We start from the raw sequence: 16,547 nt of genomic DNA, 5'->3' as shown, positions 1-16,547 counted from the left end.
TCTCAGAGCTCGCCGGGAGGCCCCGACTGCCAGCGGACCCACGCCTCGAGCTGCGCCTTCGCGCTCTCGAGACTGGTGTGGAAGCCGGTCATGTCGCCGTCCCGCAGCCGCACGACGTACCGCGACCCGAAGACCACCGTGCCGATCACGACGGAGCCGCACCGCGCCTCCCAGGTCCGCGGATCGACCGCCGCCCAGCGGACGTCGTCGGTCTCGGCGTGCTCGGTGCTGGAGAGGGAGGTCATGGTGCTTCCGGTCGCTGGACGATGGGATCGTTCCGGCGGCCGTGGGCTGGGGTCACCTGGCTCGACGGTAGTCCTCGGCAGCTGGGCGGCGGACGCCCCGGCTCAGGCCATCCGGTCGAGCCAGTCGCGGAACAGTGCCGCCGCGACGGCCGGACGTTCCAGGTGGGCGTTGTGCCCCGCCGCGTCGAGCACGGCGTACGTCGCGCGGGGGTAGTGGTCGCGCAGCGCCCAGCCGTCCTCGTACCCGACCACGTCGTCCTGACGGCCGAAGAGGTGCAGTGTCGGTGCCGTGAACGGATCGGGGTGGAGCGCCTCGGGTTCGGTGCGCAGCGCGTAGTCGGACGCGATCCGGTCGACCACGGCCTGGTCGGCGGCGCGCAGGCCGGGGAGCACGGACTGTTCGTACGCCTCGAGCGTCGCGGCGGTCTGGACGACGCTGAGCGCCGCGAAGTCGTCGCGGGCGGCACCGGGCTCGGCCGTGGCGACCACGGCCGGATCGGGGAGGACGACTTGTCGCGGGGGCACTCGTCGGCGTGCGTGGTCCGGTTCGACGACGCCGACGATCGTGGCGAGACCGAGCACCTGGCCGCGGAGCTCGTGCGCGACGGAGCGCGCGACCATGCCGCCGAACGAGTTGCCGACGATCGCGAACGGCTCGTCGCCCAGGTGCGCACGGACCGCTTCCCGGACGGCGTCGGCGACGTCCTGCGCGCTCGAGGCCGAGGGGTCGTACCCCGGCGACTCGCGGACCCACGGCAGGTCGAGGTGGACCCACCGCCACGGCGCGTCCGTGACGGCGCGCTCGAGGGGGAGCAGGATGCGGTGGTCGATGCCGAAGCCGTGCACGGCGACGAGCGGGCGGCCCTGACCGGTGGTGCGTGTGATCACGCCCGGACCCTAGCGGGGACCGCCGACGGTCACGGGGCCCGGAAGCGCTCGACCACCGGGCAGGCGAACGGATCGCTCGCCGCCAGGCCGACCTCGTTGAGGTACCGCACGACGATCACGTAGGAGTGCACGAGGGTGGTCTCGGTGTACGGCACCCCCTGCTCGTCGCAGTACCGGCGGACGAGGTCCCGCGCCGCACGGAGGTTCGGCCGGGCCATGCTCGGGAAGAGGTGGTGTTCGACCTGGTGGTTCAACCCGCCCATGAAGAACTCGACCCACCGCCCGCCGCTGATGTCGCGGGAGGTCAGCACCTGGCGGGAGAGGAAGTCGACCCGGCGTCCGGCCTCGATGATCGGCATGCCCTTGTGGTTCGGCGCGAACGCGATCCCCATGCAGAACCCGAACACCGCCAGCTGGACGCCGAGGAACGCGAACGCGATGCCGATCGGCAGGACCCAGAAGACCGCGCCGACGTAGAGCACGAAGCGTCCGGCGAAGACGGACCCCTCGGCCCAGCGGTGCTTGACGGCGCCGCGTCCCGTGTAGGTGCGGATCGACTGCCAGTGCAGGTTCGCGCCCTCGACGAGGAGCATCGGGAAGAACGCCCACCCCTGCACCCGGACGAGGACGTGCAGGAAGCCGGTGCGGCTCCGCGCGTCCTCCGCCCGGAACGAGATCGCGTCGAACGAGATGTCCGGGTCCTTGCCGACCGTGTTCGGGTTCGCGTGGTGCCGGGTGTGCTTGTTCATCCACCAGGCGTAGCTGATGCCGGTCAGGAACGTGCCGACGTACCGTGCGGCACGGTCGTTCCAGTCGTGACTGGCGAAGACCTGCCGGTGTGCGGCCTCGTGCGAGAGGAACGCGAACTGGGTGAAGAGCAGTCCGAGCACCCCCGCGACGACGAGCTGCCACCACGAGCCGCCGAGCACGGCGAACGCGGTGCCCGTGGCGACGAGCAGCGCCGTGAGGACGGCGACGAGCCCCCAGTACCAGCCGGTCCGACGGCCGAGGAGTCCGGCGGTGCGGACCTGGGCGAGCAGCGCGGTGTAGGTCGACGTCGTGTCGGGCCGGCCGTCTCGCGGTGTGGTCTTCCGGTAGCCGACCGGTGCGGTCGTGTCGTCGACCATGGTGTCCTCCTGGGTGCAGCGGTGACGCGGTAACCGGGGACCGGGGCTACGTGGTGTCCTGCACGCTACGCGGAGCGGCCTGCGCGCCTCAGGGGATGACGAGTCGCCGCTCCACGACCGCGCGCGCGACGTCGGCGAGCAGCTCCTGGTTGGACCGCGCGTGTGCGCGCAGCTTCGCGAAGGCCTGGTCCATGTCGATCCGGTGGGTCTGCGCGAGGAAGCCCTTCGCCTGCTCGATGACGATCCGGCTGTCGAGCGCGCGCTGGAGCTGCTGCTGCGCCAGGTTGGCGTGTTCGAGCGACCGCTGCTGCAGGATGCTGATCGTGGCCACGTCCGTGAGCGCCTGGGCGGCGAGGGCGTCGTCGCGGTTCAGGGCGCCCTCGCTCTCGCGGAACAGGTTGAGCGACCCGAGCGTGGTGTCGCGCAACCGCATCGGGATGGCGTGGACCGAGGCGTAGCCGGACTCGGCCGAGGCCGCGGCGAACGTCGGCCAGCGACGTTCCATCTCGGCGTGGTCGCGCACCGAGACCGGGCGCCCGGTGGCGAAGCACTCCACGCAGGGGCCCTCGCCGGCGTCGAGCTGCAGGAGTCCGAGGAAGCTCGACCGGTCGCTCGTGGACGCGAGGACCTCGAGCTCCTGTGACTGGTTGACGAGCAGGATGCCGGCGGCGGACGCGTCGAAGATGTCGACGACGCTGTCGACGAGGTTCTGCAGGAGTTCGACCACGTCGTAGTCGTCCACGAGGATGTCGGTCAGCGCGACGAAGGTGTCGACGAGTCGGTGCTCGCGGGTCGGTGCCATGGTGCGTGCTCCCTAGGTCTCGGAACCGTACGGCCGGGCGAGGTCGAGTCGGCGTTCGATGATGTCCGCGGCGACGTCGCGGACGGTGCGTTCGGTGGCGTACGCGTGGGCCTGCAGGACGAGCAGGGCGTCCTGGACGCTGACGCCGAGCTGGGCTGCGACCATGCCGGTGGCCTGGTGCACCTCTCGCCTCGAGTATCGTCCGGGTTCCATGTCCGCGCGCCCGTCGGCGGCAGCGGCGAGCAGGGCGTCCCGGAGGACACGCCGAGCGGCGACCGTGCTCAGCTCGATCGCCCCCTGGACCTGTCCGCGGGTCAGGGTCCGTTCCTCGCCCACCGTGAGGTCGACGGCGCCGACGGGGATCGTGCCGATGCGCATCGGGAAGGAGAAGAGCGCACCGACCCCGGCACGGAGGAGCTCCTCGAGCGCGACGGGCCAGGTCGCGGTCGTCGTGGCGGTGAGATCGGCCTCGAGGACCGGACGCCGGGTCTCGAGCGCCTGCCAGCACGGTCCCTCGCCGAGGTCGAGTTGGATCTCGTCGACCCGCTCCGCCATCGCGTCACTCGCGCACACCGTCATCGAGCCCAACGGGTCGCCGAGCGTCGAGATGCCGACGCTCGTCACGGGGAGGGTGGCGAGGAAGGGCGGGCACAGGTCGGTACCCTCCGGCGCGGCCTGCATGGCGGCCGCTGCAGCAGCGAATTGATCCATGGGTGACACCGTTCTCGGTCGTCCGCCGTCGTGCGATCCGTCGCACGGTCCATCCGGCCGTCGATGCATTGTCCGTTTTCCGAGACCCTAGTGCACCCGGGCTGCCTCCGGGACGAAGCGGATGCGTTCCGCTGCCCGTGTCACGTCCTGCGCCCGCGCCGTCCGGTCGTCGAAGTCGGCCCGTGCGGCGTCCCGCGCGACCTCCTTCTCGGCCAGCGACGCGCGACTGACGGTGTCGACGATCGTCGCGACGGCGGTGGCGAGGCCGCGTTCGAGCTGCCCGAGGTTCGTGTGCCCGATCACGAGGCGGCGGTCCTGGACGTCGAGTGTCACGTCGGGGTACCCGGCGGCGGCGAGCCGGGCGTGACCGTCGGCACCGCGCAGCGCCGTGGTCTCGGTGGCGTCTGGTCGACGGTTGAACACGGCCGGGACGTCGTAGTACTTCGCTGCCGCGGGGCTGCCGAGTTCGCTGGGGAGGCCGGAGGCCACCACGCTCGTGAGTGCGAGGGGTGTCGTGGCCGCCTCGGATGGGTTCGTCATGGGGTCTCCCTCGGCGGTTCCCCAGGGTGACCGAGGGGTTCCGCGGTCCACCCTGGTGACACCGTGCCGTCAGTGTGGGGCCACCCGATGTGCACGCTCCCAGCCGGCGTGGAGATCGCGGAGCACCGCGACCTCGGCGGCGTGGTGCACGAGCTCGTCGACGACGTGCAGGACGAACGAGAGCCGACTGTCGGCGCCGTAGGGACCCGCGACCGGACCGAGGGGCTCGGACGCCGAGTCGCCGAGCCCGCGGGCCAGCGCGGCGAAGCGGGCGGCGGCGGCGCGGACGGCGGCGACTGCCGCATCCGCCGATGCCGCGGGGACGGGTGCCGCCTCGCCGGACGGTCCGGCGCCGAGGAACTCCCGGTTGCGCGGTTCGTCGAGCGTCTCGGCGATGTGGTCGAGCCGCCAACGGATCGAGATCCGCAGCTCGCCGTCGACGGGCTGCCGGTCCCACTCGTCGTCCGTCAGGCCCGCGACGCGGTCCAGGAGGCGCGTGGTGGCGTACTCGAAGAGGGCGACGACGTCCTCCAGAGCGGTGGTCACTGCTCAGCCGACCGGCCGGTAGATCGCGATCGGGGGCGCCTGGTCGTCACCGTCGTCGTGGCTCTCGCCGGAGGACAGCCAGGTCCGACCCTCGTGCTCGATCGTCGTCGGCAGGTCGCCGTGCACGAGGATCCGCGCCGCTGGTTCGTCGCCGTCGACGAGGTCCACACCGTGGGCCTCGGTACCGCCGGGGTTGTCGTGCACGTAGCTCATGGTGTGATCGAACTCCCTCGGCCTGGTAGTGTTCTCGTGTACGCGGATGTGGCGCAGTGGTAGCGCATCACCTTGCCAAGGTGAGGGTCGCGAGTTCGAATCTCGTCATCCGCTCGGAACTGCGAAGGCCCCGGTCATTCGACCGGGGCCTTCGTCGTCCGGGCTGATGGCCGGATCCGGTCCGCGGGGCGCAGGCTTCGGGTGCCCGCGCCCCTCGGACGCGCGGGCCACCGTGCCCTCTCGAGCGCCGGCGGATGGGTGGTCCGGTCGGCGCCCATCGGGTGATCCGGAGCGGCGCCCCGTCCGGATGGGTCGGATCCCGGACCGTGCGGTTTCCCGCACGGATCCCGCATCCCCTCGCACGTACTCGGCGTGTCGCTTGCACGCCGCCCGGACGGACGTACTCAGTCGGCGTCGAGCGCGACCCGTGCGCCCGGGATGCCGACCCACGGTCCGCCCGGAGCGTCGACGACCGTGACGAGCACGTCGTCGCAGTGCGGGCACCGCGCGACGAAGCCCATCGGGCTGGCGTGCACCCGGGTGCCCGCGAGCGCCCCGACCGTTCTGCACCCCGAGCAGCGGAGCACGGCCACCGTGGGGTCCGAGCCGAGGAACCCGATGAGCACCCCGGCCAACGCGTTGCCGTCGAGCACGGTCATGCGCTGCCTCCGAACCGCTCGGCGCGGACGTCGGTCGTGTCGTGCCCGAGCTCGCCGAGCCACGTCAGCACCTGTTCGACGAACGGCGTCGACCCACAGACGTAGACGAGGGCGCCGGCGTCCGGCGGGAACACCGCTGCGGCCAGGGTGTCCCGGGTGAGTCGGCCGGCCGGGACCGCGGCACCGTCCGGGGCACGGCGGCTGTACACGACGGTGGTGTCGACCCCGGCGGCCTCGGCACGGGCGAGTTCGGTGCGGAAGAACACGTCCTCCGGCGTGCGCACGGCGTAGAGGAGCCGGAACGGTGCGGCGTCACCGGCGTCGGCGTGCGCGCCGGCCACGGCAGCGAGCGGGACGATCCCCGAACCGCCGGCGATGAGCTGCACCGGCCGCTCCGACGCGCCCGGGCGCCAGACGAACCACCCGCCGAGCGGTCCGTGCACCTCGAGTGCGTCCCCGACCTCGACGGCGTCCACCAGGAAGGGCGAGACCTCGCCGTCCTCGACCCGGTCGACCGCGAGCACGACCGACGTCGTCGCGCCGGAGGAGGCGATCGAGTAGGAGCGTGATGCCTGGTACCCGTCCTCGGCGGTGAGGCGCAGGTCGAGGTGCTGGCCGGGGTCGTTGCCCGGCCACGTCGGGACGTCCAGGACGATCCGCCTGGCGTTCGGGGTCTCGGGGGAGACGGCGGCGACCGTCGCGGCGTGCCAGGCCGGCCGCCGCCGGAGGGCAGCCGACGTCGGCGGGGTGATCCGTTCCTCCAGGCCCTCCACCGCGCTCACCAGTACCGCTCTTCCTTCCACGGGTCGCCGTGCAGGTTGTAGCCCGCGTTCTCCCAGAAGCCGGGTTCGTCGTCGGACTGCATGACGATGCCGCGCACCCACTTCGCGCTCTTCCAGAAGTACAGGTGGGGGACCAGCAGGCGTGCGGGACCGCCGTGCTCGGGGGTGAGCGGTTCGCCGTCGGCCTCGAACGCGATCCACGCCTGCCCGTCGAGGAGCTCGTCGAGCGGCACGTTCGTCGTGTAGCCGCCGAAGCTGTGCACCATGCAGTGGTCCAGCGAGGTCTCGACGTCGGCGAACAGCCGGTCGAGCGGGACACCGCGCCACGGCATGTCCAGCTTCGTCCAGTGCGTCACGCAGTGGATGTCGACGGTGACGTCCTCGACGCCGAGCGCCTGCACCTCGTCCCAGGTCCAGCTGTGCAGGCCGGACTCGGTGCGGATCGAGAAGCTCCAGTCGGACGGTTCGATCTCGGGGGTGGCACCGGCCGACAGCACGGGCCAGTCGCGGACGAGTGTCTGGCCCGGTGGGATGCGCGGGTCGTCGCGGTCGTCACGGCGACCGCCGAAGCCTCGGGTGAACGTCGCCATCGGTGCTCCTCGGTCGCGTGTCCGGCGACCACGCGGGCGCCGCTCTGGTCGATCATCCCGCCTCGCACAGGCGCTCGTGTAACGGGTTGGTAAACGTTCCCGTGCCTCTGGTGCGGCTGCGGGAGACCGCTCGATCGCGGTCACCGTGCGGATCGGGGCCCCATGCAGGCAGCCTGCGTCCGTCGCGTCGGGCTTGGCCGGGGACGATCCGCCCTCTATCGTTCACCGGAACGATTACCAGGAGGGGTCACCCCGAATGCAGCCCATCGTCCCCGAACCCCGGAACGCCCGCGGCCCGAGCCGTCGTGCGCTCCTCACCGGCGCCGCCGGACTCGCCGGCCTCGGCCTGCTGACGCTCACCGGGTGCAGCTCCGGCGCCTCGGCCGGCACCACCGACCTTCCCGAGGCCGCGGCCACCGGCACCGCCCGGAGCGGCGGTCGACTCCGGATCGCCCGACCCGCCGCGTCGGCCGCCGAGACCCTCGACTCGGCGAGCTCCCTGTCCGCGTACGAGTACCTCGGCGCGCTCTACAACCGGCTCGTCAAGCTCGACCAGCAGGGCCGGACCGTGCCCGACCTCGCCGAGGAGTGGTCGGCGAACCAGGACGGCACGGAGTGGACCTTCCGCCTCCGCCGGGGCGTGCGCTTCCACGACGGGTCGCGCTTCTCGGCCGACGACGCGATCGAGAGCATCCGGCACATCCTCGACGAGAAGACCGGCAGCCCGCAGGCCGGGGTGCTCGGCGAGGTGATGGATGCCCGCTCGATGACGGCCGTCGACCCGTACACGCTGCGGTTCGCCCTCACGAAGCCGAACGCGGAGTTCCCGTCGCTGCTCACCGCGTACCAGTGCTACATCGTGCCGGCCGGGGCGATCGCCGACATCGGCCGGACGGGCATCGGCACCGGGCCGTTCCGCCTGTCGTCCTTCACTCCGGCGGGTGCCGGCAGCGTCGAGGCGTTCGACGACCACTTCGCCGGCCGCCCCGCGTTGGACGGCATCGACTTCTACTCGATCCAGGACACCACCGCCCGGGTGAACGCACTGCTCGCGGGGCAGATCGACCTCATCTCGCAGACGAACCTCGACTTCGCGACGGCTCGGGTCGTCGCCGCCTCCGATCGTGCGACCATCGCCCGCTCGAAGAACGCGCAGTGGTACACGATCCCGATGCTCGCCACCTCCGAGGAGTTCCGCGACCCGCGGGTCCGCCAGGCGATGAAGCTCGCCTACGACCCGCGCACGATCGTCGACACCGCCCTGCAGGGCACCGGGTCGCCGGGCTGGGACAACCCCGTGCCGCCGCAGCTCGCCGCCTTCGTGGACGACCACCGCGAGTACGACCCGGACAAGGCGAAGGCGCTGCTCAAGGCCGCCGGTCGGTCGGACCTCCGCGCGTCGATCTACACGTCGAGCTACGAGTCGGTGTTCACCCCGATGGCCGTCGCCTACCGCGACGCCGTCGCGGACGCGGGCATCCGCCTGACGGTGAAGAACGCCAGCTCGGACTCGTACTACACGCAGATCTGGATGCAGAAGCCGCTCATGGTGAGCTACTGGTTCACCGGCCGGCCGATCGACCAGCTGCTCAACCAGATCTTCCGGTCCGGCTCGTCGTACAACGAGAGCGCGTGGTCCAACGAGCGGTTCGACGGGCTGCTCGACGACGCCCGCGCCGAGATGGACGACGCGAAGCGGCTGACCCTGTACCAGGACGCCCAGCGGCTCGTGGTCGAGGACGGCGCGGACATGACCCCGATGTTCGGCGACCGCCTGGTCGGGCTGTCCCGCGACGTCGTGAACTACTCGGAGTACGGCTTCGAGTTCGACTACCTCCGGATCGGACTGCGGCGATGACGACGACCACGAGCAAGCCCTCGGACGTCCTCGTCCCCGTCCTCCGTCGGCTCGGCATCGCCGTGCTCACGGTGGTGCTCGCCTCGCTGTTCGTGTTCCTCGCCGTGCAGGCGCTGCCCGGCGACGTCGCGCAGCAGCTGCTCGGGCAGAACGCCACACCCGACGCCGTCAAGCAGCTCCGGGAGTCGCTCGGCCTCGACCAGAACGTCTGGCTTCGGTACCTGCAGTGGCTCGCCGGAGCGGTGCACGGCGACTTCGGCACCTCGCTGGTCAGCGGGGAGCCGGTCGCCCCGACGCTGTTCACGGCGTTCCGCAACAGCATGCTCATCGCCGTCCCCGCGATGGTCGTGGGCGTCACGCTGTCCCTCGCGCTCGGCGTCATCGCCGGGGTCCGCCGCGGCCGTGCGTCCGACCGGGTGATCTCGATCGTCAGCCTCGTCGTGATGAGCGTGCCGGAGTTCATGGTCGCCACCGTGCTCGTGCTGCTCTTCGCGATCGGGCTGCCGATCTTCCCCGCCGTCGTCCTGCGCGGCAGCGACGCCACGGTCGGCGAGCTCCTGCCGACGATCTGGCTGCCGATCATCGTGTTGACCCTCGCGATGGCCGCGTACATCGTCCGGACCGCCCGTTCCTCGACGATCGACGTGATGGCGTCCGAGTTCGTGACCACCGCGGAGCTGAAGGGCCTGACGATGCGCCGGGTCGTCTGGAAGCACGCGGTCCCGAGCGCGCTCCTGCCGACGCTCAACGTCGTCGCGCTCAACGTGGCCTGGCTGCTCGGCGGGGTGGTCGTCGTGGAGAACGTCTTCAACTACCCGGGCATGGGCAAGCTCATGCTCGAGTCCGTCTTCAACCGCGATCTGCCGACGATCGAGGCGATCGCGCTCCTCAGCGCACTCGTCTACGTCGTGTGCAACCTCGCGGCCGACCTCGTCGCGCTGGTGCTCGACCCGAAGCTCCGAACACGACAGCGACGGGCGCGCACCCGGAGCCGCACCGGCACACGCCCCACCCGGAAGGCAGCAGCATGACCGCCATCGCCCCGCGTTCCCGGAACGTCATCGGCGCAGCCGTCGCCCCCCTGCGCAGCTCCACCGCGTTGAGCATCGGCCTCGGCCTGATCGCGCTGCACCTCGTGCTCGCCGTCCTCGCCCCCGTCATCGCCGGCCACGACCCGGTCGCGACGAACTCCGCCGACGTGCTCGCCGGCCCGACGTGGACGCACTGGCTCGGCACCGACCAGTACGGCCGCGACATCCTGTCCCGGACGCTCAACGGCGGCCGCTACGCCCTGCTCGTGACCTTCCTCGCGACGACGATCGCCGTGGCGGTCGGCACCGTCCTCGGCTGCGTCACCGCGTACGCCGACAACTGGTTCGACGAGGTCGTCATGCGGATCGTGGACGCCCTGCTCAGCGTGCCGTCGATCCTCGCGCTCCTCGTCGTCGTCACCGTGTTCGACGCCGGACTCTGGGTGATCGTCCTCGCCGTGACGATCGTCTACGCGCCCGCCGTGACCCGGGTGGTGCGCGGCGCGGCCCGGACGGTGATCACGCAGGACTACGTCACGGCCGCGCGCGCCCGGGGCGAACGCTCCCTGTCCATCGTGTTCCGCGAGATCCTGCCGAACGTCCTCGACGTGGTCCTCGTCGAGTACGCGATGCGCGCCTCCTGGATCGTGCTGCTCGTGGCGTCGCTGTCGTTCCTCGGCTTCGGTGCGAACCCGCCGACACCCGACTGGGGGCTCATGGTCCAGGAGAACCGGACCGCCCTCACGGTCGTGCCCCTCGGCACGCTCGCGCCCATCGTGGCGCTCGCGACCCTGGTGGTCGGCCTCAACCTCGCGGCCGACGGGCTGAGCAAGTCGCTCGGTGTCGACCGCGCGACGAAGGGAGTCAGCGCGTGAGCATCGTCCAGGTCGACCGCCTCGCGATCTCGTACGCCGCCGGCAAGCGCTCCGTGCCGGTCGTCCGCGGCGTCTCGTTCGCCATCGAGGCGGGCCGCACCCTCGGGCTCGTCGGCGAGTCCGGCAGCGGCAAGTCCACCGTCGCCCGCACCCTGCTCGCGCACCTCCGGACCGGGTCGCGCATCGAGCACGGCACCGTGCACGTCGACGGCGAGGACGTCTTCGCCCTCTCGCCGGCCGGCCGACGGGCGCTCCGTGGCGGCACCGCGTCGGTGGTCGCGCAGAACGCCGGACAGGCACTCACGCCGTCGATGCGCGTCGGCGAGCAGATCCGCGAGGCCCTCCGCGCCCACGGCGAGCCCGACGGCCCCGAGCGCGTGCTCGAGCTCGTCCGGCTCGTGCGGCTGCCGTCGCCGGAGACGATCGTCCGCCGGTACCCGCACCAGCTCTCCGGCGGGCAGCAGCAGCGCGTCGCGATCGCGATGGCCGTGGCCGCGCGCCCCCGCGTGCTGGTCCTCGACGAACCCACCACCGCCCTCGACGTGGTCACGCAGGCCGCCGTGCTCGACCTCGTCGCCGACCTCGGCCGCGAGCTCGGCATGGCCGTCCTGCTCGTCAGCCACGACCTCGGCGTCGTGTCCGCGATGGCCGACGAGATCGCCGTGATGCGCGACGGCGAGGTCGTCGAGCACGCCGAGACGGCGGCGCTCTTCGCCGCCCCGCAGCACGAGTACACGCGTGCCCTGCTGGCCGCGGTGCCGGACGGGCGCCGGCCAGGAGGAACGGACCACGTGCCCGAGACGGCGACCGTCTCGTCCACGGTCGCCTCCAGGGCCGGCCGGACCGTTGGTCTCCCCACCGGCACGGCCGGCCCGCCGCTGGCGCGTCGCGCCGGAACCGGCGGCGCGGGCCCAGAACCGCTCGTCCGTCCCGTGGTGACCGCCGAGGACCTGGTGATCCGCTACGGACGCGGCCTGCCGGCCGCCGTCGACGGCGTCTCGTTCACGATCGCGCCGCGCGAGACGCTCGCCGTCGTGGGGGAGTCCGGCAGCGGCAAGTCGACGCTCGCGACGGCCCTGGCCGGCCTGGTCCCGGCCGAGTCGGGCACGTTCTCGTTCGACGACGGGACCGTGAGCGGCGACCTGCGCGAGCCGATCGCCGGACGGTCCCCGGACCTCCGTCGTGCGGTGCAACTCGTGTTCCAGAACGCCGACACCTCGCTGAACCCCCGCCGGACCGTCGGGGCCGCCATCGCGCGGCCGCTGAAGCTGTTCACCGGTTCCTCGTCGCGCGAGCGGGTCGGGGAACTGCTCTCCCAGGTCGGCCTCGGGCCGGAGTTCGCGGACCGGCTGCCGGCGCAGCTCTCCGGCGGGCAGCGGCAGCGTGTCGGGATCGCCCGGGCCCTCGCCGCCGAGCCGCGCCTGGTCATCGCCGACGAGATCACGACCGCGCTCGACGTGCAGGTGCAGGCGGGGATCCTCGCGCTGCTCGCCGACCTGCAGCGCGAGCGCGGGCTGAGTTGCCTGTTCATCAGCCACGACCTCGCGGTGGTGCGGGGTGTGGCCGATCGCGTCGCCGTGATGACCGGCGGGCGCATCGTCGAGATCGGCCCGACCGAGGCCGTGTTCGGCGGCCCGAACCACCCGTACACGGCGACGCTCCTCGCAGCGACGCTCGAACCCGGCAGCACCGAGCTGCCCGACGTCGGCGACGGTGTGCCGCGGTGGCGCGAGGCTCCGGGGTGGACCGACCGCGGCGACGGACACCTGACCCGGAACTGGGAGGACGCATGACCGGCTTCACCGCACTCGGGGTGGACCCGGCCCTGCCCGACGGTGTGACCGTCCGCGACGAGTGGATCCCGATGCCCGACGGCGTCCGGTTGCACACGAGGATCTGGTCCCCGGCGGCACCCGACGGCCCCGTGCCGGTGCTGCTCGAGTACCTGCCCTACCGGCTCGACGACTGGACCGCGCCGCGGGACTCCGAGCGGCACCCCTGGTACGCGCAGCACGGGTACGCCTCGGTGCGGGTGGACATCCGCGGGACCGGCTCGTCGGACGGGTTCTTCGACGACGAGTACAGCGAGCAGGAGCTCCGCGACGGCGAGGCCGTGATCGCCTGGCTCGCCGCACAGGAGTGGTCGACGGGCGCCGTCGGGATGTTCGGCATCTCGTGGGGCGGGTTCAACGCGCTGCAGCTCGCGGCCCGGGCACCTGAGGCCCTCAAGGCGATCGTGACGGTGTGCTCGACCGACGACCGGTACGACAACGACGTGCACTACGTCGGCGGTGCGGTGCTCGGGATCGACATGGCGGCGTGGGGTGCGACGATGTTCGCGTTCAACTCGCGGCCGCCGCGGCCCGAGGTGGTCGGCTCCGGCTGGGTCGACCAGTGGCGTGACCGCCTCGATGCGAACCGCCCGATGACGCCCGTGTGGCTGTCCCACCAGGAGCGCGACGACTACTGGCGGCACGGCAGCGCTGCGGAGGAGTACGGGAACATCGGCGCCGCGGTCCTCGCGGTCGGCGGCTGGGCCGACCCGTACCGCGACGCCGTGCTCCGGCTCGTGGCCAACGTGGACGCCCCGGTCAAGGGGATCGTCGGACCGTGGTCGCACCAGTACCCCGACCGGGGGCTCGCACCCGGGCCGTCGATCGGCTTCCTGCAGGAGACCCTGCGGTGGTGGGACCACTGGCTGCGCGGGGTCGACACCGGCGTCGAGCAGGAGCCCGCGCTCCGGGCCTGGATCAACGAGGGCGAGCCGCCGGCGACGTACTACGAGACGCGCCGCGGCCGGTGGGTCGGTGCCGAGGCCTGGCCGTCGTCCGCCACCGTGTCCCGCACGGTTTCCCTCGCCGGGTTCCGCGGCGGCGCGGACGGCGCGGTCGTCGTCCGGTCGCCGCAGCACACCGGTGCCGACGCCGGACGCTTCTTCCCGTTCGGCAACGCCACCGACCTGCCGCCGGACCAGCGCGCCGAGGACGGCCGCTCGGTCTGCTTCGACCTGCCGCTCGACGAGCCGGTCGACGTGCTCGGCACCGTCCTCGTCCACCTCGCCGTGACGAGCGATCAACCCCGGGCCACCGTGACCGTGCGCCTGTGCGACGTCGCGCCGGACGGGTCGTCGACCCTCGTCACCCGGGGTGTGCTCAACGCCGCGAAGCGCGACGGGATGGACCGGGACGACCCGCTCGAACCCGGCGCCGCGGCGTCGCTGCCCGTCCGGCTCGTGTCGACCGGTCACCGGTTCGCCGCGGGACACCGGCTCCGGATCGCCGTGTCGACGTCGTACTGGCCGTGGGTCTGGCCGCACGGCGTCGCACCGACCGTCACGATCGACCCCGCCGGCTCGCAGGTCGAGCTCCCGGTGTGGACCCGCGCCACCGACGACGGCGTGCGGTTCGAGCAGCCGGAGCGCTCCGAGCCGCTCGCGATCGAACGGGTCGCGCCGACCGAGGTCCTGCCGCAGCGCACCGTCACGCACGACGTCGAGTCGGGGGAGTGGACGCTCGACGTCGACCCCGGGTACGGCGGCGGACGCGTCTACCCGGACGGGCTCGTCTTCAGCGAGGACGCTCGCGAGACCTACCGCATCCGGTCCGACGACCCGACCAGTGCCAGCGCGACGTCCCGCTGGTCGATCGGCCTGGCGAAGCCGGAGTGGGCCGCACGGCTCGAGACCGCCTCCGAGGTCACCGCGGACGCGGACGCCTTCCACGTCCGGAACACCGTGCGTGCCTGGGCCCGGGACGGTGGTCCCGACGTCGCCGAGGTGCTCGTCGCCGAGCACACGTTCGTCGACGAGGTGCCGAGGACCTCGGCGTGAGCGGGCCGGAGCAGACACGGGTCCGGCAGCGTCCCGAGGTCCGGCGGGCGATGATCGTCGAGGCGGCACGTGCCGTGATCGTCCGGAACGGCGTCGGGGCGACCGGCCTGCGGGACATCGCCGCCGAGGCGGACGTCTCGGTCGGGACCGTCACGTACCACTTCGGCAGCGTCGTGGAGATCCTCAACGAGGTCGTCGTGCTCGAGACGGAGCGCTTCTACGGGGCGATCGTCGCCGCGGTCGACGCGGAGCCGGACCCCGTCGCCGGCATCCGCATGCTCGTGGAACCGCTCTTCGGGGACACCGAGCAGGTGCGGCAGCACTGGCGGATCTGGTCGGACTACTGGACGGCGGTCGTGCGGCGGCCCGAGGTCGCTGCGGAGTACGCCGAGCGGATCCGCGTGTGGGAGGCCTGCCTGGTCCGGGTCGTCCGTCGGGGCGTCGAGGCGGGGGTGTTCACGCCCGCGGAGTCGCCCGAGGTCGTGGCGCTCAAGCTCGCGGCGTACAGCGACGGGGTGGCGACGCAGATCGCGCAGGGGGTGCCGGACCTGACCAACACGGTCGCCCTGTCCTGGATGTGGACCTTCCTCGCCCACGAACTCGGTGTGGCACCTGCGCGTATCGGGGGAACCGCCGCGACGCCCTTGTGATGAGGTAAGGCTTGCCTTACCGTTGTCGCATGGCACGGACCCGGCGACAGCCCAGCGAACGCATCCTCATCGCCGGCAGTGTCGACGACCTCCCCGAGATGATCCGCATGCTCGAGGACCTGCCCGAGAACGCCTACGGCCAGGTCTTCGTCGAGGCAGCCCTCGCCGAGCAGGTCCGCACGCTCCCGGCGCCCCCGCGCGTCACGGTGACGTGGCTGCTCCGGAGCGCCCGGACGTCAGCGGTGTCACCCCTCGTCTTCGCCGACCACGGCGAGGCCCTCGCGCACGCCGTCACCGGGTGGGCGGCCGAGTGGTGCGTCGCCGACTGCGAACCGCGCACGAGCGTCTGGATCGGCTGCGCCGACAGCCCCTGGGTCGAGCGCGCCCGCTCGGTCGTGCAGATCGAACTGGCCGACGCCGGCTTCGACACACTCGTCGGCTGACCGGGTGAGGTCAGCCTTCGCTTCCTTGCGGCATACAAGAGAAGCGGGCACTGTTGTCACCATCGGATCCACCCCACTCGGGTGGGACCACGAGGCAGGAGGAAACGACATGACCAACACCACCAGCACCACGCCCACCACGTCCCCGTTCTCGACGACGCCGGAGCTCGCCGCTGGGGTGGCGCAGTTCCTCGCCCCCGTCGTGATCGACCTCGAGGCGCTCGTCGTCAACGGCAAGCAGGCGCACTGGCACGTCCGCGGCCGCAACTTCGTCGGCGTGCACGAGCTCCTCGACACCATCGTCGAGCACGCCCAGGAGTGGGCCGACCTCGCCGCGGAGCGCATCGTCGCTCTCGGCCTCCCGGTCGACTCCCGCATCGCCACGGTCGCTGCGAACACCACGATCCCGCCGCTGTCCGAGGGCTTCCAGAACTCCGACGTGACCATCACCGAGGTCATCGCCGAGATCGACGCCGCGCTGCTGCAGGTCCGCCGCGCCGTCGAGGGCCTCGACGAGGTCGACCTCAACAGCCAGGATGTCGTCATCGAGATCGAGCGCGGCCTGACCAAGGACCGCTGGTTCCTGCAGGCGCACCTCGCCGCGTAGACGCGACCGACTTCCGACGGGAGGCGCGGGGGCCCCGGGGCCCCCCCCCCCCCCCCCGGGGGGGGGGCGGCGGGGGGCCCCCCCCAACCGGGCCCGGGTCCCCCCCGTACCCAACCCCCCCCCCCCCCAGGATGGGCCCCCTCGGGGGCCC

General features: G+C 72.3%; 19 protein-coding genes and 1 tRNA gene. 9 read left to right on the top strand and 11 right to left on the bottom strand.

The features are described 5' to 3' along the window. Window positions 1–2: 2 nt before the first annotated feature. The 8 genes from ACIPKM_RS09030 to ACIPKM_RS08995 form a co-directional block, all read right to left on the bottom strand. Complete coding sequence (locus ACIPKM_RS09030; RefSeq protein WP_071294635.1) at window positions 3–245, bottom strand: hypothetical protein; 243 nt, start codon at window positions 243–245, stop codon at window positions 3–5. 102 nt (window positions 246–347) lie between these two features. After that, window positions 348–1,133, bottom strand: a complete 786-nt coding sequence (locus ACIPKM_RS09025; RefSeq protein WP_402736600.1) for an alpha/beta fold hydrolase — start codon at window positions 1,131–1,133, stop codon at window positions 348–350. Between the two features lie 29 nt (window positions 1,134–1,162). Further along, window positions 1,163–2,260 carry an acyl-CoA desaturase gene (locus tag ACIPKM_RS09020; RefSeq protein ID WP_229086553.1) on the bottom strand — a complete coding sequence of 366 codons (1,098 nt, stop codon included), beginning with the start codon at window positions 2,258–2,260 and terminating at the stop codon, window positions 1,163–1,165. Between the two features lie 88 nt (window positions 2,261–2,348). Continuing rightward, window positions 2,349–3,062, bottom strand: a complete 714-nt coding sequence (locus tag ACIPKM_RS09015; protein WP_071301610.1) for a GAF and ANTAR domain-containing protein — start codon at window positions 3,060–3,062, stop codon at window positions 2,349–2,351. Window positions 3,063–3,074: 12 nt separating this feature from the next. Further along, a complete protein-coding gene (locus ACIPKM_RS09010) occupies window positions 3,075–3,773 on the bottom strand; it encodes a GAF and ANTAR domain-containing protein (protein WP_083295359.1) in 699 nt (232 codons plus the stop codon). Window positions 3,774–3,860: 87 nt separating this feature from the next. Beyond that, window positions 3,861–4,313, bottom strand: a complete 453-nt coding sequence (locus ACIPKM_RS09005; RefSeq protein WP_261646693.1) for a hypothetical protein — start codon at window positions 4,311–4,313, stop codon at window positions 3,861–3,863. Between the two features lie 69 nt (window positions 4,314–4,382). Continuing rightward, the gene (locus ACIPKM_RS09000) at window positions 4,383–4,859 is read right to left on the bottom strand and encodes a DinB family protein (protein ID WP_402736599.1); all 477 of its coding nucleotides are present in this window, start codon (window positions 4,857–4,859) and stop codon (window positions 4,383–4,385) included. A gap of 3 nt (window positions 4,860–4,862) precedes the next feature. After that, window positions 4,863–5,072 carry a hypothetical protein gene (locus tag ACIPKM_RS08995; RefSeq protein WP_070418928.1) on the bottom strand — a complete coding sequence of 70 codons (210 nt, stop codon included), beginning with the start codon at window positions 5,070–5,072 and terminating at the stop codon, window positions 4,863–4,865. A 42-nt stretch (window positions 5,073–5,114) separates the two neighbouring features. Here ACIPKM_RS08995 and ACIPKM_RS08990 point away from each other — a divergent pair. Beyond that, window positions 5,115–5,186: transfer RNA gene (locus tag ACIPKM_RS08990), tRNA-Gly, on the top strand. A 290-nt stretch (window positions 5,187–5,476) separates the two neighbouring features. Here ACIPKM_RS08990 and ACIPKM_RS08985 read toward each other — a convergent pair. From ACIPKM_RS08985 to ACIPKM_RS08975, 3 genes are read right to left on the bottom strand one after another with little or no spacing between them, the layout of a single operon-like run. Further along, window positions 5,477–5,731, bottom strand: a complete 255-nt coding sequence (locus tag ACIPKM_RS08985; RefSeq protein WP_402736598.1) for a DUF6510 family protein — start codon at window positions 5,729–5,731, stop codon at window positions 5,477–5,479. Next, the gene (locus tag ACIPKM_RS08980) at window positions 5,728–6,513 is read right to left on the bottom strand and encodes an FAD-binding oxidoreductase (protein WP_402736597.1); all 786 of its coding nucleotides are present in this window, start codon (window positions 6,511–6,513) and stop codon (window positions 5,728–5,730) included. The genes ACIPKM_RS08985 and ACIPKM_RS08980 overlap by 4 nt, the downstream gene beginning before the upstream one ends. Continuing rightward, a complete protein-coding gene (locus tag ACIPKM_RS08975) occupies window positions 6,510–7,103 on the bottom strand; it encodes a molybdopterin-dependent oxidoreductase (protein ID WP_402736596.1) in 594 nt (197 codons plus the stop codon). The genes ACIPKM_RS08980 and ACIPKM_RS08975 overlap by 4 nt, the downstream gene beginning before the upstream one ends. Before the next feature lie 256 nt (window positions 7,104–7,359). Between ACIPKM_RS08975 and ACIPKM_RS08970 the strand changes: the two genes are divergently transcribed. The 8 genes from ACIPKM_RS08970 to ACIPKM_RS08935 all read left to right on the top strand — a co-directional run bounded on the left by ACIPKM_RS08970 (window position 7,360) and on the right by ACIPKM_RS08935 (window position 16,396). After that, window positions 7,360–8,961, top strand: coding sequence for an ABC transporter substrate-binding protein (locus tag ACIPKM_RS08970; protein ID WP_402736595.1), 1,602 nt, complete (start codon window positions 7,360–7,362; stop codon window positions 8,959–8,961). After that, window positions 8,958–9,992, top strand: a complete 1,035-nt coding sequence (locus tag ACIPKM_RS08965; protein ID WP_402736594.1) for an ABC transporter permease — start codon at window positions 8,958–8,960, stop codon at window positions 9,990–9,992. Before ACIPKM_RS08970 ends, ACIPKM_RS08965 begins: the two co-directional genes overlap by 4 nt. Continuing rightward, a complete protein-coding gene (locus ACIPKM_RS08960) occupies window positions 9,989–10,867 on the top strand; it encodes an ABC transporter permease (RefSeq protein WP_070418933.1) in 879 nt (292 codons plus the stop codon). Before ACIPKM_RS08965 ends, ACIPKM_RS08960 begins: the two co-directional genes overlap by 4 nt. Continuing rightward, on the top strand, window positions 10,864–12,660 hold the full coding sequence (locus ACIPKM_RS08955; protein WP_402736593.1) for a dipeptide ABC transporter ATP-binding protein: 1,797 nt from the start codon (window positions 10,864–10,866) through the stop codon (window positions 12,658–12,660). The genes ACIPKM_RS08960 and ACIPKM_RS08955 overlap by 4 nt, the downstream gene beginning before the upstream one ends. Further along, a complete protein-coding gene (locus ACIPKM_RS08950; protein WP_402736592.1) occupies window positions 12,657–14,696 on the top strand; it encodes a CocE/NonD family hydrolase in 2,040 nt (679 codons plus the stop codon). Before ACIPKM_RS08955 ends, ACIPKM_RS08950 begins: the two co-directional genes overlap by 4 nt. After that, window positions 14,693–15,346: a TetR/AcrR family transcriptional regulator gene (locus ACIPKM_RS08945; RefSeq protein WP_402736591.1), complete on the top strand. Its 654-nt coding sequence runs from the start codon at window positions 14,693–14,695 to the stop codon at window positions 15,344–15,346. The genes ACIPKM_RS08950 and ACIPKM_RS08945 overlap by 4 nt, the downstream gene beginning before the upstream one ends. Window positions 15,347–15,375: 29 nt before the next feature. Further along, entirely contained in the window at window positions 15,376–15,789 is a 414-nt protein-coding gene (locus ACIPKM_RS08940; RefSeq protein ID WP_402736590.1) for an SIP domain-containing protein, read from the top strand. Between the two features lie 109 nt (window positions 15,790–15,898). Next, the gene (locus ACIPKM_RS08935; RefSeq protein WP_070418937.1) at window positions 15,899–16,396 is read left to right on the top strand and encodes a Dps family protein; all 498 of its coding nucleotides are present in this window, start codon (window positions 15,899–15,901) and stop codon (window positions 16,394–16,396) included. Window positions 16,397–16,547 lie beyond the last annotated feature (151 nt).

Origin of the sequence: Curtobacterium sp. NPDC086286, assembly GCF_044746255.1 — a bacterium.
Lineage (GTDB): Bacteria > Actinomycetota > Actinomycetes > Actinomycetales > Microbacteriaceae > Curtobacterium.
This window is presented reverse-complemented; position numbering and strand designations above follow the sequence as displayed.